The following is a 22,763-nucleotide window of genomic DNA, read 5'->3' on the forward strand; positions in this document are numbered from 1 at the left end:
GTCCGGGAAACCCGGTGTCCCCGCGTCCAAAGGGCGGGAACGCTGTGTCTGTGGGTATGAGCTGCGTAGATGTGACTCATACACGGCTCACACCGGGCTCCGAGAGCGTCGGTCGCCCTGGACGACTTACGCCACGGCGGCCGGCAGCTGCCGGCGAGCGACCAAACTCCTCCCCGCGCCGCGCGCGTGGACCTGTCGGGAAAGTCCGGGAACCCCCGGTCCTGGCGGGGGAGCCGCGCACGGAGAGAGCCTCGCCCCCTAGAGCCTTCGATTCGGGACGCTCGACAGCCGACGTGCCGGGGCTCGGTCGTCAGCTGCTGTCGAGTCTGGCCGCTTGCATGGCGCCCAGCCGCCGCACGAACAGGGCGGTGACGATCGCCGTCGGTACGACCAGCATGTGCACGGCCACGCTGGCCCAGGTCGCCCACGTGAATTCGTACCTCAGGCCAAGGGTGTCCTCGTACGTCTCGGAGTCGTAGTCCTTGGTGAGGAGTGTCGTCCACTCGATCCAGAAGAGGGGCCAGGTCAGGAAAGTGACCAGCCACAGGGCCCACCATGTGTGCAGCAGACCGGCCGGGGCTGTCGTGCCGCTGCGTCCAGGGGGGCTGGAGGCGTGCCAGATGTCGTCGGCGATCTGCTTGGGCAGCCACAGGTTGGCGATCGGGATGAACCAGCCGAATACGGCCATGGAGGGGCGGTAGCGCAGCCGGCCGGGCGCGAGCCGTTCGGCGACGACTCGTACCCGGAAGAACCAGAGCAGCCAGCACGTGGTCAATCCCACGCCGGAGACGACCTGGGCCGCCAACATGATTTTGCCGACCATCTCAATTTCGTCGTTGCTCTCCACCGGGTGCCACCGTCTCGCGTCGTCGGCAAAATCGAGCTGGTACACCACTGTGCTCACGGAGATCAGGGTGAGGAGGGCAAGCAGCACAATGGCGGCGATCTGGTAGCCGGTGGCGGAGTGCAGGGGCTCACGGCCGCGCATATGGCGGCGTTCGTTGACCAGCAAGGGCTGGGGTGCCCCCGGCGGATTCGCGTGGCCGGACGGTGGTGGTGCCATCGTTTGGGGGCCGCCACCGTCGGTCGCGGTGGCCGGGTCGTGAAGAGCTGTCAGCGCCAGGGTCCGGCGGTCGGCGATGACCTGGGTGAGCGCCTCAGGCAGCCACCGCCCCTGGTCGGGCGAAGCGAGCATGGTGAGCCGGGTCAGCACCTGCTCCAGGCTGGGCCGGGCGGCGGGGTCCTTGGCCAGGCAGGCCGCCACCAGAGCGGCCAGGGGGGCGGGCACTCCCTGAAGATCGGGCTCGGCGTGCACCACGCGGAAGACGACCGCGTGGACGGGCCCCGTCCCGAAGGGGCTGCGGCCGGTCACGGTGAAGGCGAGCATGCAGCCGAGCGAGAACACGTCCGAGGGCGGCCCGACCTCCCGGCCCATGGCCTGTTCGGGGGACATGAACGCGGCGGTGCCCAGCACGGTGGAGGTCTGGGTGTGGCTGGTGGCGTCCAGGGCGCGGGCGATGCCGAAGTCGATCAGGCGAGGCCCGTCCTCAGCAAGGATGACGTTGCCGGGTTTGAGGTCGCGGTGCACCATCCCGCAGGCGTGCACGGCGGCGAGTCCTTCGGCCAGCCCGGCGCCGAGCACCGCGGCCGACTCCACAGGGAGCGGCCCGTGCTCGTCGACGGCTTGGTGCAGGGAGGGACCGGGGATGTAGGCGGTGGCCAGCCACGGCCGGACGGCGTCGGTGTCGGCGTCCACGACCTGGGCGGTGTAGAACCCGCCGACCTTGCGGGCGGCGTCCACCTCGGAAGCGAAGCGGCGCCGGAAGTCGCTGTTGCCGGCCAGCTCCGGGCGCACCACTTTGACGGCGACCAGGCGCCCGCCCGGAGAGCGGCCCAGGAACACCTCTCCCATCCCGCCCCCACCGAGCCTTGCGTGCAGCCGGTAGGAGCCGATGTGGACCGGGTCGCCGTCGCGTAGGGGGTCGGTCATGGTGACTCATTCTCGTCGAGATCATCGCCGGTCGGTGTCGATGATTCCAAAAGAGGTGTCAAACTGGCGACCTCGCGTAATCAAGTGTCGCGTGTTCGCGCCCTCCGAACCTGCAATGGTCACAGGGTGTAGTAGCCAGCGGATGAGCGAGGCCACGGGACGTCAGGCCGGACGGCGTCTGCTTCCTTCCGGTGTGAAGGTGAAGGTGTCCTTGAACGCTTCCCTGCCGAAGGGGACGGCCAAGAGGACGGGTTCGTCATAGATGGAGCGCCAAATCATCTCGGTTTCGTCGGGGGCCCCCGTTCCAGAGGTGAAAGAAGATGATCGGTTCCGTCACCTGTTCGGTCAGGTAGGCGAGTGTCTTGCCGAAGCAGGGGTTGGTGCCGCCGAGAAGAATGAAAGGTTGGCCGAACTCCTCTTGCACGTCGGTGAGGGTGCGGTCGTGGGCAGCCCAAGCGGTGAGTTTGCGGCGCAGGGACGCATGATCTTCGCTTGTCAGGGTTCTGTCGGCCTGTAGCCACCCGGCATCGTAGGCGAGCTCGGCGTAGATCGAGGCGACGCCGTCGTCGCAGGGATGAGGCAGGACGGTGGCGAGCGCTCCGGTCACGCCGAGGGAGTTGAAGGCGCCCCGCACTTCCAGGGACTGCAATGCCTGCGCCCACTCCGTCTCCTGGTGTTCGGCGTAGGCCAGGTGATCGAACAGGAGGCGCAGGGCTGTCTCGCCGCCGAACATGCCGGGCCGGCGAAGCGCCTGGTTGAGATGGTCTTGAGGTAGGTGCGAATCTCGGCCGCCGAGCGTGGCCCGGGAAGGGTCGTCATGATGCTCATTCCATGTCGCTGTGGTCAGGCGTGGGGGTGTTCGTCGACTGGGGCGTATCGGCTCCAGGGACTTCCGGCTTCGGTCGCGACGCGGCTGGTCTGTTCGTCGCTGTAGCCGAGCATCCGGGCGATCACCGCAGCCGGCGCCTGGAGGACGAGTTGGCGAAGCGCGGCGGTCCTGCCGCTGAGTATGGGGATCTGGTGATCGCGAAGGCGTCGTTCGATGGCGTCGGGCGTCATGGGCTGTCCGCCGCGGCGGCCGGGGAAGAGCCAGCGAGAGTTCTGGTTGGTGGCCGTGGTCAGGTTGAGACGCTGGTCAAGATGGCGAAGTAGCAACTCGGCGAACGGCTCTGGCAGTGGCGTCGGTGGATCGCCGAGGCAAAGGCTGACCTGGCCGTTGTGATGGCGGACGTCGTCAATGGTCAGGCGCAAGATCCGGGTCAGTGGCTGGGAGTAGAGCAGCACCAAGGTGGCCGCGACCCGGGTGAGCAGGGGGATCTCCTCGTCGGTGAGGAGGCGGCGGAGCACGGCCAGGCGCTGGTGCTGGCTGATGGGCGCGGGGTTGGTGGTGGACTGGTGCGGAAGGGGCATCCGGGACATGAGCTTGGCGCGCATGGCCCATCTCAAGAAGGCGTGCGTGCGCCGGCGGGCGGTGTAGGCGCCGGCATACCAGGCGTCGATGTCGGCCTGGCCGCAGTTCGGCAGTTCACGATCGCGCTCGCCCCGGGCGCCTCCACGGGCCAGCCGGTGTGCGCCCAGATCCACCGGCCGTCGGTGTGCAGCCGCGCCCACTCGGGCATGGCCACCATGGTCACGGTGCCGTCGGCCGCGCGCACCGGCACCGGCACCCGGGGGCCCGGCTGGTCGGGGTGTAGCCGGAGCGGTTCGGCCCGTACGGGGTCTCGCGCAGTACGTAGCCGTCGACAGCGGCCTGCGCCGACGCCCACCTGTCCCACTGCGGGCGAACGCCCTTGTCTGCGGCGTGCGCCCGCGCCTCGACCACCTCCGGGTCCGGCGTGGCCATGCGGACCGCCAGCGGCGCGCCTTCGGCCGCGAGCGCCCGCAGGCCGTCGAGGACCAGGCGCTCGTCCTCGGGCAGCGATGGTTATCTTGGGTTATTGGTGCCTTCTCGCAGGTCAGAGCGATGTGATCTTGTCGGGCACGTAAGGTACGTTGACCGGTGCTCACAGCACGCTGCGGGGGGCCGGGACCGCGGGGCGACTGGCGTTTTCGTGGCGCCTGCAGCTTGACGCCGTACCGGCCCCTCGGTGTAGCGAAGGAACCCCCGTGCCGTGCCGCAGGCGCTCTGAGGTTAGAGCAGATCGTCGCGGCATAATGAGGCAAAGTGACTTCCCCCCAAATCAGCGTCCGAGGACATACGGACTTCCGGCGGCTCTGGACAGGTCTGGCCATCAGCCAACTCGGATCGGCCGTCGGCATGGTGGCCCTGCCCGTTATCGCCGTCACCGTTGTCGGGGCCTCAACGTTCCAGGTCGCGCTGCTATCGGCGCTGACCGCGATCACCACCGCGCTGCTGGCGTTCCCTCTTGGCGGTCACGTCGAGTTCAGGCGCAAACGCCCGATCATGATCACGGCTGACCTCATCAGGTTCGCCTGCCTGGCGAGTGTTCCGATCGCGGCGTTCCTGGGCCTGTTGACCTTCGCGCAGCTGGGTGTGATCGCCGTGGTCAACGCCGCGTGCCAGATCGCGTTCGCCGCCGCCGCACAGGCCCACCTCAAGGCGCTAGTCTCAGCGCAACAGCTGATCGAAGCCAACAGCCGACTGGAGTCGACGCGCTGGCTCGGCATCTCGGCCGGTCCGTCGCTGGGCGGCGCTCTCATCGGCTTTCTTACCGCAGTCGGCTCCCTGGTCATCGACGCCCTGTCTTTCCTGGTCAGCGCCTTAACGGTCAGGACCCTGCGCACTCCGGAGCCGGCTCCGCCCGTGCGTGACGAGCACTCGTCGTGGCGTGCGGAGCTGTTTGCCGGATGGCGATTCGCCTGGGGGCATCCGACACTCCGGCCGATTCTGATCAGCTGGGTGGCCTTCGCCGGCGCCAGTTCGATGGCAGCCTCGGTGAGTGCCGTGTTCTATCTGCGCGACCTGCACTTCGACGCCTGGCAGTACGGGCTGCTGATGGGAGTGCCATCGCTGGGCGGGTTCTTCGGCGCCAGACTCGCGCCGAAATTGGTGGCCCGGCTGGGAGCCGTGCGCGCGCTGTGGTGGGCCAGCCTGCTGCGCGGCCCCTGGTACTTCCTTATTCCAGCGGCGTTCCCCGGCACGCTCGGACTGCTGATGTGCGGCTTCGGGTTCGGCATGGTCCTGCTGTTCGCCGGTGCGGCGAACTCCACCATGGCCGGCTATCGGCAGTTGCAGACCCCTGATCGTCTCATGGCTCGCGTGGCCACATTGTGGGCGTTCGCCACGACGGTCATCCAGCCCCTGTTCATCCTCCTCGGTGGCCTCATGGCGACCTGGACCGACACGCGCACGTCGCTCTTCACCGCCGCGGGCGTGATGTGCGCCGCCGTCATACTGTTGCCTCGCAGGTGAAGGCCCCTGAGCAGCAACCAATCGGCCAGTGGCGGTAGCGGGCCGACGCCAGCAGACCTATCGCCATCCGGCGGTCCGATACAGGTGAGCCGCCCTACGTGAAGACGCGGTCGACTCGACGTCGTCGATCACCAGGGCGGCCAGGATCGGCCGCCGCGCGTCACCGGACCAGGCGGACGCCTTTCGCGATCTTCCTCAGCTCACTCATGGCGTCGATCTCCTTGGCGTACTCGGGGCCGATGAACACCTTGACGGCCAAGTCCTTGCGGACCTTCCAGGTGACCGAGGGCGTGACCGGGCCGCCGGCGGCCCCCGAGTCGCCGTCCTTGGACAGCCGCGCCGACCTGCCGCCGAGGTCCACCGTCTCGGCCTGCGGCTCCGGCCGGAAGTCGTACAGCGCGTCCGCGGACGCGCCATGGGCCACGATCACCTGGACTGCGTAGTCGCCCTGCTGGAGGCCCGGCTTCCGGTAGCCGGTGGTGTAGCTCTTGCCGGGACCGACCACATCGTCCTTCGACCATTCGCCCCATTCGAGCCCGTCCGGCAGATAAGTGAGCCGGATGCCGCCGAACTCCCGCCCGTCGCCGAGGTCCCCCAGGGCCTGCGGCGTCGGCGCGGGCGGCAACTGGACGTGGAGCGTGACCGTACTGCCCCACGCGACGACCTTGCCGGCGGCCGGCTCCTGCGTGCCCACCAGGCCGTTGTCGCTCCGCATCCCGTCGAGCGCGGCCTTCAGCCCGGCGTCGTGGAGCGCCTGCGCCGCCTCGGTGGCACGCCGGCCCGTCACGTCGGGCACGGTCACGTCGTTGCGCATCACGACGCGGTTCTGGCCGATGCCGGCGGGTTCGCCGGGAATCAGCATCACCGGCACGGTCACGGCCACGGCCGCCGTGACGATCGCCGCCCCCGCCACGCGGAGCCTCGTCACGCGGGCGCGGTGCCCCCGGCGTACGGCGCTGCCCAGGCCGGGCCCGGCCTGAACCTCGGCGACGTGCGCCGCCATGGCGTCGGCGAGGTCGTCCTCGATCGTCATCTCGTCACTTCCCTTGCGACATCCATGTTCTGGCGGATCCTGGCGAGCCCACGCGCGGCCTGGCTCTTGACCGTTCCGACCGAGCAGCCGAGCAGGGCCGCGGTGGCCTGCTCGGACTGGTCCTCCCAGTAGCGCAGGACGAGCACGGCGCGCATCCTGGGCGGCAGCCTGCGCAGCTCGCCGATGAGCGTGTCGCGCAGGTCGAGGTCGGGAGAGTCGGCGGCGGTCTCGGGCGGCCGGGCGAACATGATCTCCTGGACGACCCTGCGCCGCCTCGCCCTGCTGATCGCCGCGTTCACGACGACCTTCCTCGCGTACGCCTCGGGGTTGTCCTGCCTGATCCGAGGCCAGTTCCGGTAGACCTTCTCCAGCGCGTGCTGGACCAGGTCCTCGGCGTCGCGCCGCGTCGCCCCGCACACCAGGATCGCGGTACGCAGCAACGAGGTGCTTCTCGTGGCGAGGAAGTCGTCGAAGGCAGCCTCGTCGTCATCTGTCATCAGTGAAGGTCCCCTTTCGCCCTCCCCAACGCGCGAGCCCGCCCGGAGGTTGAGTGCCTTCCCGAAGAGTCGTGGTCAGGCGACGACGCCGTCCGCGCAGGGACGCCAGCTCCGGCGGCGACAGGGACAGCAGGTCAGCCAGCACCTCGTCGGTGTGCTCGCCCAGCTCGGGGGCGGGCGACGGCGGGATCTGACGGCCGTCCAGGAGCAGCGGGCCACACGGCGCCAGGTGGGGGCCGACGCCCGGCTGGTCGAGCGGGGCCATCAGCGGCTCGCCCCGCAGCGCCGCGGCGGGGGTTGGTCAGCGCTGACGGGACCGCTGGCGTTCGGCTTCCGACAGCGCGGCGTCGAGCTCGTACAGGCACTGACGGTCCACGTCCGGAAGCTGCTGGAACTCGTCGCTGTTCAGGAACTCGGTCTGGATCTCGGGCTTGAGCTTGCGCAGCAGCGCCACGGCGACGCGATCCATGTTCTCTCACTGTCCACCTGCGGGCCTCCTCTGCTGTCCGCGGGCCGAGGCCCTTCCTCGGCCTGGCGTCTCGTGGGGTGTCCGGCTGGTCAGGCCCATGCCGCCCCGGAGCGGCCTACGCGTCCTTGGCGTCCGTGAGGGTCTTGTGGACGACGCCGACGGAGACCTTCACGCCGGCGGCGATGGCACGGATGGACTCCCCGCGCTCGCGGCGGGCGAGAATCGCGGCGCGCTTGTCGTCGTCGACCACCCGGGGGCGGCCGCCGACCCGGCCGCGGCGGCGGGCCGCCTCCAGGCCGTTCTTGGTCTTGCGGACGATGTCGCGGCGCCGGTCCTCCGACAGGGCCAGGGCCAGGTCGAGGATCAGGGAGCGCTCGGTGTGCTCGCCGGCCGCGATGCCCTCCAGCACCTTGACCGCGACGCCGCGCTGGAACAAGTCGTTGAGGACGATGAGCCCTTCCAGGAGGTTGCGGCCGAGCCGGTCGACCTCCTGGACGGTCAGCATGTCCCCGTCGCGCAGGTAGGAGAGCGCCTCCAGCAGTGCGGGCCGGTCGTCGGTGGCGAGCTTGCCGCTGATCTTCTCCTCGAACACCTTCAGGCAGATCGGGTCGAGGGCGTCGTGCTGGCGTTGGGTCTTCTGCTTGTCGGTGCTGACTCGGACCAGGCCGATGAGCGCCATGGGGGCCGCCTTCCGTTCATCAAACGTCGTGCGCGAAGAATCTGAAAAGTAACAGGTTCCGGCGGAAAATGAACGGCAAAATGAACGCCTGAACCGGACACGGCGCCCGACGACCCCCGTCCGGCGGGGCTTCCGGCGCGCGTTCGGCAAACGGTCGTTAGATGAACGCTCCGCACGACCCTGGAAGGCGCGGCAGATAGCGGTGGCAGGCAGCACTCACTACCACGCTATATCACTGCGTGTACTTGGTTGTGTACGTTCAGTGGCAGGCGTCGGGATTTGATCACATGGCGCGCAACCCGCCGCCTCATCTCTCACCCCGAGAAGGAGCCTCTGCATGAGCATGATCCAGACCGGCATCCTCGACCTGGAGTCGACCCACCCCGTGGCCACGACCGGCGGCGACACCTCCACCTTCACCCACGTGACGTTCCCGACCCCGTTCCCCGCCGGGTCACGCGTGATCGTCATCCCGTTCGTGCAAACCTTCAACGGCCCAGAGACCCCCGGCCTCAGGATCGCCGACGTGACCCCGCAAGGTTTCCGGATCCGCCTCAACGAGGTGCTCGCCGGCGCCGTCAAGAGCGACGGACTCCACGCCCGCGAGACCATCGGCTGGCTGGCCAGCACCGTCTGACTCCAGCCAGGCCCCATGCGAGGCCATGGGGACCGCGGAGCCAGTGCGTCAGCCGGGGGCGTCCTGCGACACGGGCGGCACCGGCGCGATGCGGCACTCCAGGCTGAAGTTCTAGATCTAGAGGCCGGCCCCTCTAGATCTAGAGGCTGCCTTGGAGCCGAAAATGCGCATTGACCAGGTCTCTAGGGCCTAGGACGTGTCTCGAAGTCGGGTGGTTAGTCTCCGTTGAAGAGTAGATATCTATGAGGCTTGCGTTCGATCAACTGACAGAGATCAATGATCTCTTCGGCCGCCTGCCGTTCATCCTCAGGCGCTGGACCCACAAGCTGTTGCAGCTCAGGCACTACTTTCCGCATCTGCGACCGGTTGAAAATGGTGTCGTCGTAGGGATCGACGTAGCCGAGCATCGGTAGCCCCAGGCCCAAGGCGCGGTCACAAAGCGCGTTGATCGCCGGGTGCAGCGATTGGCCCTCCACGTCGCCGGAGAAGGTCCACACCATCACGCTGATTCCCATGCACAGTCACACTAGAGACTCCCGCCATGCCCTCCCGGAGGCGGACTTTGAGACATGCCCTAGACCCGCTCAGGCAGGGGGTTCCACAAATCCGACCGCGGACGAGGAAGATCGCCGCGCGCGTCCAGCCGGAGTCACGGCGTCTCGGCGCCCTGCAGCAGGGCCTCCATCCTGGCCAGGATCTCGGGAGATGCCTCCCGACGGATTCCCTCGATGGCGACGGCTCGCTCGAAGGTGTGCGCTCCGGGGTGGTCAGCGAACAGCAGGCATTCGTCCGGCTCGTCAACGGGGCCGGTCTCGGCGGGGCAGTGCGGCAGGGTGACCAGCTTGCGCAGGGCGCGGTCCCAGCAGAGCCAGACGTCGTCGCCGCCGGCCCAGACCTGTGCCAGGGCCATGTGCGGGCCTGGATGCTGGGGCTCCAGTTCGCATACGTACACCGGGTCCCGGTTGTGGACTGCCGTCCGGTTCGCTGATGACTGGAGTCCGGCCCATTCAGCGTCGGTCAGCGCGTTGAAGTGGTCGCACGCGCCATCGTCCTCACCGCGCTCCATGCTGGCCGTCTAGAAGACGGCCGTTTTGGAGCAACATCGCCCCCTACGGTGAGGTGCGGTTGAACATGAACAACCGGCTGGCGCTCGGCGCGAGCACGCCACCGGCCGTAGGCAGCGATGATGACCCCGAACGTCCGCCCACCACGACCGACGAGGGACAGCCACGATGACCCGCCCCCACACCGGCGTCTACACCGAAGCGTTCCGCGAGCAGCACGGCACCTCCTTCACCGGCGCCCTGGCCGCCGCTGTGGCAGCGGCCAGGGCCGGCGACTTCACCCGGGCCGCCACCGCAGCCGCCCGCCTACGCGCTGAGGGCGGCCACCTGCAACACAGTGTCGTGTGTGACGCGCTGGCCGCCGGGCTGGACTGGTGGGCCCTGGGCGAAGTGCTGGCCATGCACCCCCAAACCGCGTTCGAGGCCTACGCCAACCTGCTGGAGGGCACCCGCACCCCGGCTCAGCAGCGCCCGGCGCTGGCGGTGGTGTGCACCGCCGGACTGGTGTGCGCCCACGACATGGGGGTCGAGGAACCGGCGGACAGCCGTTGGCGCTGAGAAGGATCAAGGCGCGCTTACGGATGAAAGATCCTCACTTGTAACGCGTCAATCACCCGCCAAGTTGGCGAATCTTTTCCAGCGGGTATGGGGCCTGCCTGCTTTGGCGCTGGAACGTGCGGTAGAAGTCGGACATCACAGCGGCGATCGGCGCGTGGCGGGCAATGATCGCCGCGGCCTCCTCCGGGATTCCTGTGGGGCGCTCGCCCTCCGCATAGGCACGTATCCGCTTGTAGCGGCCCTCCGCGTCCCCTCGCTGCAGTCCGTACAGAGCGGTGACCAGCCAGTCCACCCGATACTTGGCCGAATAGCAGCGGTCGTAGGTCTGATGCCGGCCGAAGAAGTTGGCCTCGTCCTGCGACAGCTTGAACCTGGAGGAGATCGCCAGGCCGTAGTCGGCGAAGTAGAGGCGCTGGCCATCGGTCAGGATGTTCTCGAAGTGCGCGTCGAAGTGCAGGAGCCCGCGGTTGTTCATGAACGAGATGCTGGCTGCCAGTTCCCTCTCCACCATGGCGCAGGCTCGGTTGGTGGCTTGGTCGCCTGCTTCGACCTCGGCGCTCAGCCACTGGTGCAGGTTCTGCGGGATGTACTCCAGGAAGAGCGCGACGCTCGCCGAGGACTGCTGAAAAGCCTGGATCCGGCGGCGTATCTGCGATCCGCCGCCCCAGTAGGCGACTGCCCGGTCGATGTCGGCCAGTTCTTCGGGCAGGGGCGTCGAGTCCGGCAGCACCCGCCAGTGGTACATCAGGGGGAAGCCCTCATGTTCGGCCGCGAGCACCCAGTTCGTCGTCATGGTGTGCACGGCGAGCTCCCTCCAGACCCCCAGCCCGGCCCGCCGATGGCGCCGACGCCGTAATGACAGAAGGCAGGCAGATCGAACAGATTCGCCGTGGACCGGACATGCTCCGGTTGCCTCTCCAGATCGGTGAGAGGCAACCGCTTCACGAAGACCGGCGTTCGGGCGATCTCCAGCAGTGCCGACTTCCCGCCGATGCCGGATCCGAGCGGCACAGCCGTGTCCACGAGTTCGCTCAGGGCGCGGTCACTGCATAAGGCCAGGGATGTGGAGACGGCACTATGGGCGGTAAGACGTGCAGCGCGCGACATGTCAGGACACTTCACTGCGGCTTCCACCTGAGTACCGACCTCAATTCTGCAATGGCCACGCAGTCGCGCCGCGCGCAACGGCGCGAGGCTCTGCGGTTTGGCCTCCGGAGCGGCCAGGTGCTGTCTTCCTACACGCACGTGTCCGACCAGCACTCCACCTTCGGCACGAAAATCATCGTGCCGAACGCCCGCGAGGCACACTTCGTGCTGGACGACTTCCTGGGCAATGCCACCGACCTACCGCTGTTCGAACACGCGACCGATACCCACGGTGTCACCTTAATCAACTTTGCCCTGTTCGACCTGGTGGGCAAGCTGCTCTCCCCGCGCATCCGCGACCTCGGCAAGATCACCCTGATCCGGGACGAGACGCCCACGGACACGGTCAAGCGCTACCCGCACGCCGGCCCCCTGCTGAGCACCCGCCGGAACGAAGACCTCATCACCGAGTGCTGGCCCACATCTCCCCGGCGCACAGCGAGAACGTCAACTTCTTCGGCGTGATCACCGTGGACGTGGAGGCGGAGCTGGCCAAGCTGGACGGCGGTGGCTGGAGACCGCTGCGCCCGGCGACCGCGGATGTGACGGTGACGTGACCCGCCGAGACAGGAGGGCCAATTCCCGAGTGCGAGGACACGCGCCCGTCGTCGATGCCGATCAGGATATTGGGCTGGCGCTGGACCGCGAGCGGATCCTCGGTCATGAAGCCCTGACAGTCTCGGCCTCATGCAGTTGGTAGAGGCCTGATGCCTACTCCCTTCGGTGTAATGCGTACAGCGAACGGTGCAAGGTCAAGTGACGTTCAACGGACGACGCGCTCCCGCTGCGCCCCGGCCTAGCGTTTCTCGTCGAGATAGCCGGATGACAACTGGAGGAATCGCCATGAGCAAGAAAGTGACCACTGCGATCGCCGGGCTGAGCCTGACGGCCGGTTTGCTGGGATTGGCCGGCGCGCCAGCTGGTGCCCAGGCCGGCACGGCCAGCGAGGCCACCGCTGCGATGGCCGCGCCGAAGCCGCCGAAGGGCGCCAGGGCGGTGGTTCAGGTCAGCCCCAATCCCACCACCAAGCGAGGCCAGGAGGTGACGATCACCGGTCACTGCGGCGGCGGCAAAGGGCTCAAGGCCGTGCTTGCCGGGCTCGACAGGGAGCACCCGGTGCTACAGAACATCCGCATCGTTGAGGACAACCCGAAGGGATTCGTGGCCAAGGCGGCCCTCGCGCCCAAGATCGGCAACGGCGTCGGTCCTGTTCTCGTCGACTGTGGCGGCGAGGCAGGCGTGACCCTTCTGGTCACCCACGTCTGATCCGAACCTGCCCACCCGGGCTGGTAAACAGATCCAGAGCTTCCGCAGTCCTTGAGCCCGCCGGTCCACGCGACTACGGAAGCCGAACATGCCGACGGCCTCGCCCATGTGACCACCTGGGCGACGCCGTCCGGTACGCCCCGGCCCGGCGTTACACCCGTCGCCCCTCGAGAAAGGGCCTGCGCATGGCCGAGCCGTCCCCACGACGCGAACCCGCTCATGTCCGACACTTTGCCCGGATCACCGATATTACGCTCGCTGCCCTCACTCTGGTCTTCTTCGTCGCCGTAGCCCTCGCCACCGGGGTGCATAACCCGTGGCAGGGCCCGATCCCTCTCGGTCTGCTTCTCGGAGCGCTCCTGCTGGTCAGACACCGCTGGCCGATGACCGTGCTGCTGCTGTCGATCGGCGGGATCTTCGTCTATCACCTCACCGGACATTGGTCTCCCGCCGGTTGGATCTGGCTGGCCGCGGTCGCCTACTTCACCGCCGCCACCACACCACGCGTGCGCTGGGTGACCGCCATCGGCCTGGCCCAACTGCTCTACTCCGCGGTCGACGCCCGCTGGATCCTGGACAGGAACCCGACCCTCTACCTGATCCACGTCGCGGGGGAAGGACTGCTCCTGGCGATCCTCATCGCCGCGGGCCTCACCTACGCCGCCGTGATGCGCTGGCGCGAGCGGCTGCGCGAAACCGACAGCCGTGCGCACGCTGCCGAAGAACGGCTGCGCGTCTCGCACGAGGTTCACGACGTCATCGCCCACACGCTGGCCGTCGTCGGCGTGCAGCTCAATGTCGCCGCCGACGCTCTGGAGGAGGACCCGGCAGCGGCCGCCGCCGCGCTACGCCTGGCGAAGGACGTCAGGTACCGGGCGATGACCGACCTCCGCTCCCTCATCACGATCTTGCGTGACAATCCCGGCGACACTGCACCCCAGGCGGATCTGGCCTCCTTGGACACTCTCATCGCCGACGCCCGCACGGCCGGACTCGAGGTGACCCTCGACGAGCACGGCGACCGCGCGGCCGTCCCCGCCATTCCCGCCATCGCCATTTACCGCGTCGTACAGGAGTCCCTCGCCAACACGCTCAAGCACGCGGGGGCGAGCAAGACCGAGGTGACGATCGTCTACCAGCCTCGCTCCATCACCGTCGAGATCACAGACAACGGCCGCAGCGTCCCAGGCGGCGCCGATGTCGCTGAAGGCCATGGTCTGGCCGGCATGCGCGAGCGGGTGAGCGCACTCGGGGGCACGCTCACCGCAGGACCTGTCCCCGGCGGCGGCTTCGCCGTGCGGGCCGACATCCCTGTGGCAGGCTCGACGGCATGACGATCAAGGTGCTCCTCGCCGACGACCAGGCACTCGTACGAGCCGGCTTCCGCAGCCTGCTGGCCCGCTCCCGGGACATCGCGGTCGTCGGCGAAGCCCAGGACGGCGACGAAGCCGTACGGCTGGCCGCGAGCACCCACCCTGATGTGATCCTCATGGACATCCGCATGCCGGGCACCGATGGGATCACCGCCACACGCCGCATCGTCACCAACCCGACCACTCTGGGCTGTCGCGTCATCATCCTCACCACGTTCGACACCGACGAACACGTCTTCGCCGCCCTACGCGCCGGAGCCAGCGGCTTCCTCACCAAAGAGGTCGAACCCGCCGAACTTCGCCGGGCGGTCGCCGCCGTCGCCGGCGGAGATGCGCTCCTATCGCCGGGCGTGACGCGGCGCGTCATCGAGCAGTTCGCCCACCGGCAGGACCTCACGCCCAGCGCTGGGCAGCGGCTGGCCGCCCTCACCTCCCGGGAACTGGAGACGGTCAAGCTTGTGGCGCTCGGACTCTCCAACAACGAGATCGCCGAGCGCCTCGTCATCAGTCCGCTCACTGCCAAGACCCACATCACCAGGGCCATCGCCAAGCTGAACGTGCGCGACAGGGTCCAGTTGGTCATCCTGGCCTACGAGAGCGGCCTGATACGGCCCGGCGCGTGACATCGCTGTGTGACACAGAATATGAATCATCTGTCACAGAGACTAGTTGCTGATCGTGTCCGCCCAGCTCGGCATCCGCCGCGCCGGGTGCGACTCGGTAACGTTATGTGTACGTCGGTGTAGGAGGTGCCGGCTTGTCCGTCGTCGCGTTTCTCGGCCAGCCCGACCCAGCCCCGGTCGGCCCGACGACCGCGACAGCGGTCGACCGCTTCCTCGACTCCATCACCGCGGCCACGACCCGCGCCGGCTACGCCGAGACTCTCAGGCGCCTGCTCGCCGTCACCGGCGTCCAGTTCCCGGCCGCCGCCCTCCAGCCCGAGCACTACGCCGCGGCGATGGAGCGTTGGACGGCGGCCACGGCCGCGACGTGGAACCGGCATCTCTCCGCGCTCACGTCCTTCACCACCTGGGCCCAGCGCCAGGAGATCCTCGCCACCAACCCGGCCCGGCGGCTGGAGCGCCGCAAGAGCGCCCGCCGCGGCGACCGCTCCATCCCTCGTGCCCGACTGGAGACGCTGTTCACCGACGATCCGCACGCCCTGCGCAAGCGCGTGCTCTGGCGGCTGCTGTATGAGACGGCCGCCCGCGCCGAGGAGATCCTCACCCTGAACATCGAAGACCTCGACCCCGAGTTCCGCCGTGCCCGCGTCACCTCCAAGGGCGGCGCGATCGAGTACGTGCACTGGGCCACCCCCACGGCCCGGCTGCTGCCCCGACTGCTGGCCGGCCGCACGAGCGGGCCGGTGTTCCTGGCCGACCGGCGCGCTCCCACCTCCGGCCCCAAAGTGCCGGCGGACGGCGACATGGACCCCACCAACGGCACTCGGCGCTACAACATCTCGCCCAGGCAGGGCGCAGCACGCCCGAGCTGCAAGCCAAGAGCCGCTACCAGCACCTGGCCAGCCTCGGCCACTACGTGCGACTCGGCGGAGAGACCTCCGCCCGCATCACCGCCGAAGCCGACCCCATCCAGCGTCGCCGCCCCCGCTGACCTCCACTCCACCAGCTGGCGCGCATGCGAATCAGCCGGCCTCCCGCACCAGCAGCACGTCATCAACGTCAGAGTCGGGCTCGACGCGATAGCCGGCCTTGAGCAGGTCGTCAGAGTACCGAGCGAGCTCCTGCGCGGACACCTCGGCGTCGTCGGCGCAAGCGACCTGGAAACGGCCTTCCGTCACCGCCGCCCTCGACGACGAACCCACCGTGGCGCTCGCTGAACTCCCGCCGTCAGTTTCCCCAGGACTACAACGAGGCCGAACAGGATCCCCGGACCACACGACGACCCTGCTGAGGCCACCAGTTAAGTTACTGATGGGTACCGCCAATGGCTGTCCGCAGGTTCCTCAACCCCGGACATGGACAGTGACTACGGCGTCGACCTCGACGACCTCGACCCCGCCCACAGCCTCACCACCGACCCCACCGTGGTACGGCTGCGCGAGGCCGCGAAACTCCTCGGTGAGGAGGTCTGGATCGCGGTGAAACTGCCTGGCGCCTACGAGGGCGACGACGACCTGCCCGAGGGAGCCGCGGCCCGGCGCTGGACCACCGTGGCGCTCTACCCCGACGAGCTGGGCTGGCTGCGCGCAGCTCTGGCCCTCAACGCCGCCCACGACGACGAAGACGACGAACTGGAGCTACTTGACTAGGGAATGAAGGCGACCTCGGGGAACCTCGGCGACGGGCCGTCCAGCAGGTGGCCCCTGCCACGCAGGTGCCGGTCGAAGAAGGCCAGCGGGTAGGCCCGCTGGACGGCCTCGCCGCGCGCGGGGGCGAGCGTGCCGATCTGTTCGGCGAGCTGGGCGGGCGTCCACTTCAGCAGTGGCGCCACCTGCGGGGCGATCATCTCCAGATCGCCGTAGGAGACGTGCTCGACCCCTTCGGTCGTGATGTTGAGCTTCCAGCCCTTCAGGTTCGACCAGAACGTGGCCAGGTCGAGTATGCGGGTGCGGACGGCCTTGGTGGCGGTCATCAGCATGTACGGCCGGTCCAGCCCGGCGGTGACGACCGGGCCCGCCACCGGGCCGTCCATGGCGAGCCCCGCCTTGATCCGCCGGTCCTCGAACATGGCCGACGCGACCGTCGGCCCGCCGGCCGAGTAGCCGAACATGCCAACCCGGTTCAGGTCGAGCAGACCGCGCAGCCCCGTGGGGAGCTTGCGGTGCTCGGCGTCGGGGTTGCCGCCGCGGTTGAGCACCGCCAACTGGTCCAGGACGAAGCGGGTGTCGGTGATGCGCTGCTCGTAGATCACTTTGCCGGTCTTGCCGCCGTCCTGAGCCGGGGGCACCACCCGGCCGTCGGGGAACTCCACCAGGCCGTCATAGGTGTGGTCGATCGTGGCCACCACGTATCCCCGGCTGGCCAGTTCCTCGACCACCGTAGTGTTGGCCGAGCGGAAGGAGTCGTTGCCCGGGGAGTACAGCACCACGGGCATCCGCCCTCCGCGCCGGTCGACAGGGGCGCCCTCGTGCCCGTGGGTCTTCGGCAGCAGGATGGCCCCCGGAGGCAGGCCCTCCTGGCGCAGGTACTCGGCCGCGGCCTTGGGCGGCAGCCAGGGCGCGACCGGGTACGCGGCGACCTTCCTGGCCGGGTAGGTCAGGCTGATCATCAGCTCGCGGTCGCGGCCGGCGCCCGCGAAAGGGTCCTTCCTTGCACGGTCGACCAGATGCAAGGACACCGTGCCGAGAGGGGAGGGCCCGGTCGGCGCCGGCAGGGTCAGCTGGGGCGGGGGAGCGGCCTGGCGCGGCGCCTGTGCCTGGCCCGGTGCCTGAGCCTGTGTTCTGGTCTGGGTCTTGGCCTGAACGGCGGTCGGTATGGCCAGCGACGCGACGGCCAGCAGGGCGGCGGTGCACACCACTCGAGGGGAGATCAAAACGCACTCCTTCAGATCTTTGGAAGTGGGAGTGCTCCGAAGCTAATGACCTGCTCCGGCCGAGATCGTCTACCCCCGGGCTCATTTCGCGCCTTCGGGCTACACCTTCCGGCTGATATCGGGTTCAGCGGACGGAGACCAGCCCGCTGCGGTAGGCGATGATCACCAGGTGCACGCGGTCGCGGGCGTTCAGCTTGGTCAGCAGGTGCCTGACATGGGTCTTGGCCGTACCCGGCCCGATGTGCAGCCGCTCGGCGATCTCGCCGTTGGACAGGCCCTCGGCGACCAACGTGAGCACCTCCCGCTCGCGTGTGGTGATGCCCTCCAACTGCTCAGGCCGGTCCCATCCGGCGAACTCCCTGATCAACCGCCGCGTCACGCTGGGGGAGAGCAGCGCGTCGCCCGCCGAGACGACCCTGATCGCCGTCAGCAGGTCCCTGGCGGGGGTGTCCTTGAGCAGGAACCCGCTGGCCCCGCCGCGCAGCGCCGCGTACACATAGTCGTCCAGGTCGAACGTGGTGAGGATGAGCACTTTCGTTTCACCGGACGAGGTGATCAGGCGGGTGGCCTCCAGGCCGTCCATGCCGGGCATCCGGATGTCCATGAGCACGACATCCGGCGCCTGCGCGCGGACCACCTTGACGGCCTCCAGCCCGGTGCCGGCCGCGCCGACGACGGTCAGGTCCCGGGCCGTGTTCACGATGCCGCACAACCCTGCCCGTACGAGGGTCTGGTCGTCGGCGACCACCACGCGGACGGTCATGCCGCGCGCTCGGGTACGGCGAGGGCGGAGGTCTGGGCGAGGTTCATGCAGGGTGCTCCGTGGAGGGGGTGGGGAGGGTGGCAGTGACACGGAAACCGCCTTCGGGCAGGGGCGTCGCGTGGAAGGTGCCGCCGCACAGGTGCGCGCGCTCACGCATGCCGATCAGGCCGTGTCCGAGGGACGGCCCGTCGGCCTTCCGGCAGCCGAGGCCGTCGTCGGCGACCTCGATGGACAGCTCGTCCGGGTCGTAGCACAGGGCCACCCTGGCGGAGCCGGTGGCGGCGTGCTTCACCACGTTGGTCAGCGCCTCCTGCACGATCCGGTACGCCGACAGGTCGATTCCGGGGGGCAGCGCGCGCGGCTCCCCGGTGACGGTGAGCTCCACCCGCACCCCCGCCCTGGCGGTCTGCTCCACGAGCGGGTCGAGATCGGCCAGCCCGGAGGCGGGCGCCAGCTCGGGTCCTTCGCTGCGCTCCTCCTCGCGGAGCACACCCAGCAGCCGCCGCATCTCGGCCAGGCTCTGGCGTCCCGTGGTCTCGATGGCCGTGAGCGCGGCCCGCGCCTCCTGCGGGTCGTCGTCGATCACCAGGGCGCCGAATCCCGCCTGTACGGTGACCACGCTCATGCCGTGCGCGACGACGTCGTGCAGTTCACGGGCGATGCGCATCCGCTCGTCGGTCACGCTCTGCTTGGCCAGCCTGGCCTGATTGCGCAGCAACTCCCCGAGGTGGCGGCGATGCATGCCCACGGCGTAGCCGACGGTCCAGACGGTGGTGAACAGCAGCACGGAGATCACCGGGGCACCACCTATGCGCGGGTAGCCGGGAATCCCGGTCGCCGCGGCGGCGGTCAGCGCCATCCCGAGTGCGACGAAGGCGGTGCGCGGGCGGCAGAGGGCCGCCACCGCGTACAGGGCGTAGGCCACGGACAGTATCCCCAAGATGATCGTCCTGGGCTCGACCAGCTCCGCCGCGACCAGTCCGGCCAAGGCGATCCCGAACGCGACGACCGGCCGCTGACGGCGCAGCGCGATCGGCAGCGCCGTCACGACGACACCCAGGGGGACGACCGTGAACCTCTCGGCCCCACGGACCTCGTTGGCCAGCAGCAGGAAGGCCGAGAAGGCGTAGCCGATCGCGGCGAGCCGATCCAGCGCCAGCCAGTGCCCCGGCCGGATTCGCCTGATCATTGGCGGATGTGGTTCGACATGCGGCGTGACGTGCACGGTCCAAGGGTCGCATGCTCAACTCCGACCGTCATATTCGTCATCTGGCCGCTCAGGAAAGCCGGCCGAGCGAAGGAGCTAAACAGGTCGCACCCGAGGGCGGGGCCAGACGACCGCCCCCAGCCAGCCCCTGACGTCCGCTTGTGGGGATAGCCGGAGCACGGCGCAAAGAGGTCGCCACAGAGCGTCCTTACCGACCAGGATGCACTGGTTGGGTGGTCCGGCCGTGTGTGACGACGTAGAACAGCGTCATGGACACCTTCAGTGTGGTCGTGGCCGCTTGTTCCAACCGCGACCTGAAGCCAGTGGAGTTCGATCGCCAAGCGGCGGTGATCAGACCGCTGATGAACTGGGATCCAGCCGCAGCGGCAGGGCGCGCACGGTTGAGCGCCTCGCATGCCGAGCACGTCAGCAGCGTCGTCAATACCCTGTTTGAGGCCGCACGGGTGTACGGCACCGTGGTCACGGTGCAGTTGGTGCCCGCAGAGCGGGCGGACAAGGCCGCAGCGTCCGGCTGACGCAGCTGACGGAGCATCTTCTACCAGCCGGCGGTCTGCGCCGGAGGGTAAGACCTCGGGGGTCGACGCATTCTCAGGACGACGGCTGGCCTCCGGCAGCTGTTATAGCTTTCCCTTCTCCCGTATTCCGGCCACCCCCTTGTTCCCCGCCGCCCGCTCAACTGCCCGATACACCGTCGAACGGGCCACTCCGAACAGCTCGGCCAGCTCGGCGCTGGTGTGCTCGCCCGCCTTGTGCAGCGCCACCAGATGCGCCTCCTGCCGTGCCTTCAGCTTCGGCTTCTTGCCGCGCAGGCGCCCCTTGGCCTTGGCGATCTTCATGCCCTCGCGGGTCCGCATCCGGGCCAGGTCCGCCTCGAACTCCGCGACCATCGCCAACACGCTGAACAACAGCTTGCCGATCGGGTCGGTCGGATCATGGATCGACCCGCCCAGGTTGAGCTTCACCTCGCGGGCGGTCAGTTCCCTGGCGATGTCATGGGCGTCGGCGACCGACCGGGCCAACCGATCCAGTTTCGTCACGACCAGCTCATCACCGGCTCGGCACGCCGCCAGGGCCTGCGCCAGCCCTGGCCGGGCGCGATTGGTGCCGGTCAATCCCTTGTCGACGTAGACCCGGTCGCCACCGACGCCGAGCTCTGCGAGGGCGTCCACTTGCGCGGTGAGGTCCTGCTCATCGGTGGACACCCGGGCGTAGCCGATCATGAGGCCAGTCATGGGCGTCACTGTAGCGTTTGCCCCCCGCTCACCGGGCACTTCATCGGGCGGGTCTTATGGGACATGCCGACCTGGGGCGCAACATCGCCGGCGGCTACCCGCGAAAGTGCCCGGTGAGCGATCTCCCAACGGAACACCACCGCCTCGAACCTTTCGGTTACCTCACCCTGGTGCGGCGATTCTTAACGGCCCCCCGGTCAAGGTGCCCAGGGCAGCCGTACCGCCTCGATCTCGGAGTCTTTCAGCAGTGCGTCGATAAGCGAGGCGGGCCCGGCCACCTTGGTGGCCCACAGGTCGTAGTCGGTGCAGATGACCCACGAGCGGTCCTCGGCCCAGAAGTTGGACGGGCTGAAGTCGACCTCGGGGTTGTCGTACAAGATCTCGGCATCGCCGAGGCGACCCGCACGCACCTGGAGGTTGTCGAAATCGGTGGCCCCGAGCATTAGCGGGCGGGCGTCCGCCGGCGGCGCGTCGCCGAACTCGGTGACCTTGGCGATGTAGGTCTCGGCCCGGGCGTCGTAGCGGAGCATGACGCCGCCGACCTCGATCGGCGCGCCATCGTCGGCACAGGCCCGGACCGGTCCCAGCAACTCCATCCGCATGCACAAAGGCTATGAGCACAAAGACGCGCACGTGCCGTTTGAAAGTGGCGCCATCCCGGCTAAAAGAGCGTTCTAAGACGCATGTAAGCGCCGGTGGACACCGTGGAGGACGTACGGAAGAAACGTCCGAAAGGCAGTGCAATGGCAGTCCACGAGAACGTGCAGCAGGTGCTCGACTGGTCGGTGGCCGAGGTCGGCATTCCCGGCATAGTCGCCGAGGTCAAGGACGGCGACCGCACCTGGTTCGGCACCGCTGGCGTGGCCGACATCAAAACCGGCTCCCCGCGCGTGCCGGGCGAGTACTTTCACGCCGGCAGCAGCGGCAAGGCTTTCACGTCCGCGACGCTTCTGGCCCTGGAGGCCGAGGCCAGCCTCAGCCTCGACGACACGGTCAACGCCCACCTGCCCGGCGTGCTGGACGTCAACGGCTACGACGGCGACAAGATCACCATCAGGCACCTGCTCAGCAACACCAGCGGCCTGTTCGCCACCGGCCTGGCCCCGGAGGTCAGCCACCGTTATGCCACCCGCTCCGGGTTCGACCGGCATCGCTTCGACACCTTCAGCACCGAGGAACTGCTGCGGGTGGCGGTGTCCCGGCCGCCGGTCGGTGCGCCCGGCGAACGCTTCGAGTACGCCAACGGCGGCTTCTACATCGCCGGCGCGATCATCGAGAAGATCACCGGCAACAGCTACGCCGACGAGGTCGACCGCCGGGTCGTCCAGCCGCTCGGCCTGACCCACACCCGCGTGCGCCCCACCACCGAGACCGGTTACCCCAGTCCGCACCCGCGAGGTTACTCCCAGCAGTTCCTCAAGGACGGCGCCGACCCGGCTGCGGTCACCCCGGAGAACTGGGAATCGCTGATGGAGGAGCCCGGCCTGCCGCCTCTGGACGTCACCGAGCTCAACTCCTCCCTGGGCTACGCGGCCGGCAACGTCGTCTCCACTACGACGGACATGATCCGCTTCTTCAACGCGATGACCACCGGCAGCCTGCTGCCGCCCGCACAGCACCGGCAGATGTGGGCCACGGTCTCCACCGAGGGCGGCTACTGGATGCCGTACGCCCGCTACGGCCTGGGCATGTTCGAGTTCGACGAGCAGGCGACCGGCGGCCGGACGCTGCGCGGCGTCGGCGGCAGCGTCTGGGGCTCCTATTTCTTCGCGGTCGGCACTCCCGATGGCCGGCACACCGTCGCCGTGCACACCAACACCGAGTGGAAGTCCTGGGACCCCATGTTCAAAGTCATCGAAGCGGAGTTCGGCGTTTCCATCGGTGCGTAAGCACGCCGTCCGCCACCGACCCGCGCTGAAAGTGAACCACCAATGGATACCTTTGACACACCGGAGCCGAT

Annotated in this window: 27 protein-coding genes; 11 read left to right on the top strand and 16 right to left on the bottom strand. The window is 68.5% G+C overall.

Annotation, left to right across the window (positions count from 1 at the left end; translation table 11 throughout):
• Nucleotides 1-310: 310 nt before the first annotated feature.
• The 3 genes from ACIHAD_RS46005 to ACIHAD_RS46015 all read right to left on the bottom strand — a co-directional run bounded on the left by ACIHAD_RS46005 (nt 311) and on the right by ACIHAD_RS46015 (nt 3,574).
• A complete protein-coding gene (locus tag ACIHAD_RS46005) occupies nt 311-1,990 on the bottom strand; it encodes a protein kinase (RefSeq protein ID WP_397361175.1) in 1,680 nt (559 codons plus the stop codon).
• Between the two features lie 256 nt (nt 1,991-2,246).
• Nucleotides 2,247-2,723: a hypothetical protein gene (locus tag ACIHAD_RS46010; protein ID WP_397361176.1), complete on the bottom strand. Its 477-nt coding sequence runs from the start codon at nt 2,721-2,723 to the stop codon at nt 2,247-2,249.
• Between the two features lie 110 nt (nt 2,724-2,833).
• The gene (locus tag ACIHAD_RS46015; RefSeq protein WP_397361177.1) at nt 2,834-3,574 is read right to left on the bottom strand and encodes a hypothetical protein; all 741 of its coding nucleotides are present in this window, start codon (nt 3,572-3,574) and stop codon (nt 2,834-2,836) included.
• Between the two features lie 580 nt (nt 3,575-4,154).
• Here ACIHAD_RS46015 and ACIHAD_RS46020 point away from each other — a divergent pair.
• On the top strand, nt 4,155-5,363 hold the full coding sequence (locus ACIHAD_RS46020) for an MFS transporter (protein WP_397361178.1): 1,209 nt from the start codon (nt 4,155-4,157) through the stop codon (nt 5,361-5,363).
• Nucleotides 5,364-5,523: 160 nt separating this feature from the next.
• On the opposite strand, the gene ACIHAD_RS46025 is transcribed toward ACIHAD_RS46020, so the two are convergent.
• The 5 genes from ACIHAD_RS46025 to ACIHAD_RS46045 form a co-directional block, all read right to left on the bottom strand.
• Complete coding sequence (locus tag ACIHAD_RS46025; protein WP_397361179.1) at nt 5,524-6,396, bottom strand: PASTA domain-containing protein; 873 nt, start codon at nt 6,394-6,396, stop codon at nt 5,524-5,526.
• Nucleotides 6,393-6,893: a SigE family RNA polymerase sigma factor gene (locus ACIHAD_RS46030; protein ID WP_397361180.1), complete on the bottom strand. Its 501-nt coding sequence runs from the start codon at nt 6,891-6,893 to the stop codon at nt 6,393-6,395. Before ACIHAD_RS46030 ends, ACIHAD_RS46025 begins: the two co-directional genes overlap by 4 nt.
• Entirely contained in the window at nt 6,883-7,158 is a 276-nt protein-coding gene (locus ACIHAD_RS46035) for a hypothetical protein (RefSeq protein ID WP_397361181.1), read from the bottom strand. The genes ACIHAD_RS46030 and ACIHAD_RS46035 overlap by 11 nt, the downstream gene beginning before the upstream one ends.
• 36 nt (nt 7,159-7,194) lie before the next feature.
• Nucleotides 7,195-7,362 carry a hypothetical protein gene (locus tag ACIHAD_RS46040; protein ID WP_397361182.1) on the bottom strand — a complete coding sequence of 56 codons (168 nt, stop codon included), beginning with the start codon at nt 7,360-7,362 and terminating at the stop codon, nt 7,195-7,197.
• Between the two features lie 115 nt (nt 7,363-7,477).
• On the bottom strand, nt 7,478-8,041 hold the full coding sequence (locus ACIHAD_RS46045) for a recombinase family protein (protein ID WP_397361183.1): 564 nt from the start codon (nt 8,039-8,041) through the stop codon (nt 7,478-7,480).
• A 337-nt stretch (nt 8,042-8,378) separates the two neighbouring features.
• On the opposite strand from ACIHAD_RS46045, the gene ACIHAD_RS46050 reads away from it, so the two are divergent.
• Nucleotides 8,379-8,678 (top strand): hypothetical protein, encoded by a 300-nt coding sequence (locus ACIHAD_RS46050; protein ID WP_397361184.1) that lies wholly within the window; start codon nt 8,379-8,381, stop codon nt 8,676-8,678.
• A gap of 215 nt (nt 8,679-8,893) precedes the next feature.
• Here ACIHAD_RS46050 and ACIHAD_RS46055 read toward each other — a convergent pair whose 3' ends face one another.
• Both ACIHAD_RS46055 and ACIHAD_RS46060 read right to left on the bottom strand, forming a co-directional pair.
• Nucleotides 8,894-9,193, bottom strand: a complete 300-nt coding sequence (locus ACIHAD_RS46055; RefSeq protein WP_397361185.1) for a hypothetical protein — start codon at nt 9,191-9,193, stop codon at nt 8,894-8,896.
• Between the two features lie 134 nt (nt 9,194-9,327).
• A complete protein-coding gene (locus ACIHAD_RS46060; RefSeq protein WP_397361186.1) occupies nt 9,328-9,744 on the bottom strand; it encodes a hypothetical protein in 417 nt (138 codons plus the stop codon).
• A 166-nt stretch (nt 9,745-9,910) separates the two neighbouring features.
• On the opposite strand from ACIHAD_RS46060, the gene ACIHAD_RS46065 reads away from it, so the two are divergent.
• On the top strand, nt 9,911-10,300 hold the full coding sequence (locus ACIHAD_RS46065; protein ID WP_397361187.1) for a hypothetical protein: 390 nt from the start codon (nt 9,911-9,913) through the stop codon (nt 10,298-10,300).
• A gap of 52 nt (nt 10,301-10,352) precedes the next feature.
• Here ACIHAD_RS46065 and ACIHAD_RS46070 read toward each other — a convergent pair whose 3' ends face one another.
• Nucleotides 10,353-11,102: a hypothetical protein gene (locus ACIHAD_RS46070; protein ID WP_397361188.1), complete on the bottom strand. Its 750-nt coding sequence runs from the start codon at nt 11,100-11,102 to the stop codon at nt 10,353-10,355.
• Nucleotides 11,103-11,458: 356 nt separating this feature from the next.
• Here ACIHAD_RS46070 and ACIHAD_RS46075 point away from each other — a divergent pair, with 356 nt between their 5' ends.
• The 6 genes from ACIHAD_RS46075 to ACIHAD_RS46100 all read left to right on the top strand — a co-directional run bounded on the left by ACIHAD_RS46075 (nt 11,459) and on the right by ACIHAD_RS46100 (nt 16,357).
• Nucleotides 11,459-11,911 (top strand): Tn3 family transposase, encoded by a 453-nt coding sequence (locus tag ACIHAD_RS46075; RefSeq protein WP_397361189.1) that lies wholly within the window; start codon nt 11,459-11,461, stop codon nt 11,909-11,911.
• Between the two features lie 378 nt (nt 11,912-12,289).
• The gene (locus tag ACIHAD_RS46080) at nt 12,290-12,712 is read left to right on the top strand and encodes a hypothetical protein (RefSeq protein WP_397361190.1); all 423 of its coding nucleotides are present in this window, start codon (nt 12,290-12,292) and stop codon (nt 12,710-12,712) included.
• A gap of 185 nt (nt 12,713-12,897) precedes the next feature.
• Nucleotides 12,898-14,046, top strand: coding sequence for a sensor histidine kinase (locus ACIHAD_RS46085; protein ID WP_397361191.1), 1,149 nt, complete (start codon nt 12,898-12,900; stop codon nt 14,044-14,046).
• A complete protein-coding gene (locus tag ACIHAD_RS46090) occupies nt 14,043-14,708 on the top strand; it encodes a response regulator (RefSeq protein ID WP_397361192.1) in 666 nt (221 codons plus the stop codon). Before ACIHAD_RS46085 ends, ACIHAD_RS46090 begins: the two co-directional genes overlap by 4 nt.
• A gap of 134 nt (nt 14,709-14,842) precedes the next feature.
• Nucleotides 14,843-15,925: a tyrosine-type recombinase/integrase gene (locus ACIHAD_RS46095; RefSeq protein WP_397361193.1), complete on the top strand. Its 1,083-nt coding sequence runs from the start codon at nt 14,843-14,845 to the stop codon at nt 15,923-15,925.
• Nucleotides 15,926-16,063: 138 nt separating this feature from the next.
• Entirely contained in the window at nt 16,064-16,357 is a 294-nt protein-coding gene (locus ACIHAD_RS46100; RefSeq protein ID WP_397361194.1) for a hypothetical protein, read from the top strand.
• On the opposite strand, the gene ACIHAD_RS46105 is transcribed toward ACIHAD_RS46100, so the two are convergent.
• The 3 genes from ACIHAD_RS46105 to ACIHAD_RS46115 all read right to left on the bottom strand — a co-directional run bounded on the left by ACIHAD_RS46105 (nt 16,354) and on the right by ACIHAD_RS46115 (nt 19,532).
• Entirely contained in the window at nt 16,354-17,580 is a 1,227-nt protein-coding gene (locus tag ACIHAD_RS46105) for an alpha/beta hydrolase family protein (protein ID WP_397361195.1), read from the bottom strand. The genes ACIHAD_RS46100 and ACIHAD_RS46105 overlap by 4 nt on opposite strands.
• A 124-nt stretch (nt 17,581-17,704) precedes the next feature.
• The gene (locus ACIHAD_RS46110; protein WP_397361196.1) at nt 17,705-18,343 is read right to left on the bottom strand and encodes a response regulator; all 639 of its coding nucleotides are present in this window, start codon (nt 18,341-18,343) and stop codon (nt 17,705-17,707) included.
• A gap of 43 nt (nt 18,344-18,386) precedes the next feature.
• Complete coding sequence (locus tag ACIHAD_RS46115; RefSeq protein WP_397361197.1) at nt 18,387-19,532, bottom strand: sensor histidine kinase; 1,146 nt, start codon at nt 19,530-19,532, stop codon at nt 18,387-18,389.
• A 287-nt stretch (nt 19,533-19,819) separates the two neighbouring features.
• Here ACIHAD_RS46115 and ACIHAD_RS46120 point away from each other — a divergent pair, with 287 nt between their 5' ends.
• Nucleotides 19,820-20,086 carry a hypothetical protein gene (locus ACIHAD_RS46120; protein WP_397361198.1) on the top strand — a complete coding sequence of 89 codons (267 nt, stop codon included), beginning with the start codon at nt 19,820-19,822 and terminating at the stop codon, nt 20,084-20,086.
• A gap of 102 nt (nt 20,087-20,188) precedes the next feature.
• Here the strand turns inward: ACIHAD_RS46120 and ACIHAD_RS46125 are convergent, their stop codons facing one another.
• Both ACIHAD_RS46125 and ACIHAD_RS46130 read right to left on the bottom strand, forming a co-directional pair.
• Nucleotides 20,189-20,803, bottom strand: coding sequence for a recombinase family protein (locus ACIHAD_RS46125; protein WP_397361199.1), 615 nt, complete (start codon nt 20,801-20,803; stop codon nt 20,189-20,191).
• 197 nt (nt 20,804-21,000) lie between these two features.
• Nucleotides 21,001-21,405: a hypothetical protein gene (locus tag ACIHAD_RS46130; RefSeq protein WP_397361200.1), complete on the bottom strand. Its 405-nt coding sequence runs from the start codon at nt 21,403-21,405 to the stop codon at nt 21,001-21,003.
• Nucleotides 21,406-21,546: 141 nt separating this feature from the next.
• On the opposite strand from ACIHAD_RS46130, the gene ACIHAD_RS46135 reads away from it, so the two are divergent.
• A complete protein-coding gene (locus ACIHAD_RS46135; RefSeq protein ID WP_397361201.1) occupies nt 21,547-22,692 on the top strand; it encodes a serine hydrolase domain-containing protein in 1,146 nt (381 codons plus the stop codon).
• The last annotated feature ends 71 nt before the right edge of the window (nt 22,693-22,763 follow it).

This window comes from Nonomuraea sp. NPDC052265 (assembly GCF_044547985.1).
Classification (GTDB): domain Bacteria; phylum Actinomycetota; class Actinomycetes; order Streptosporangiales; family Streptosporangiaceae; genus Nonomuraea.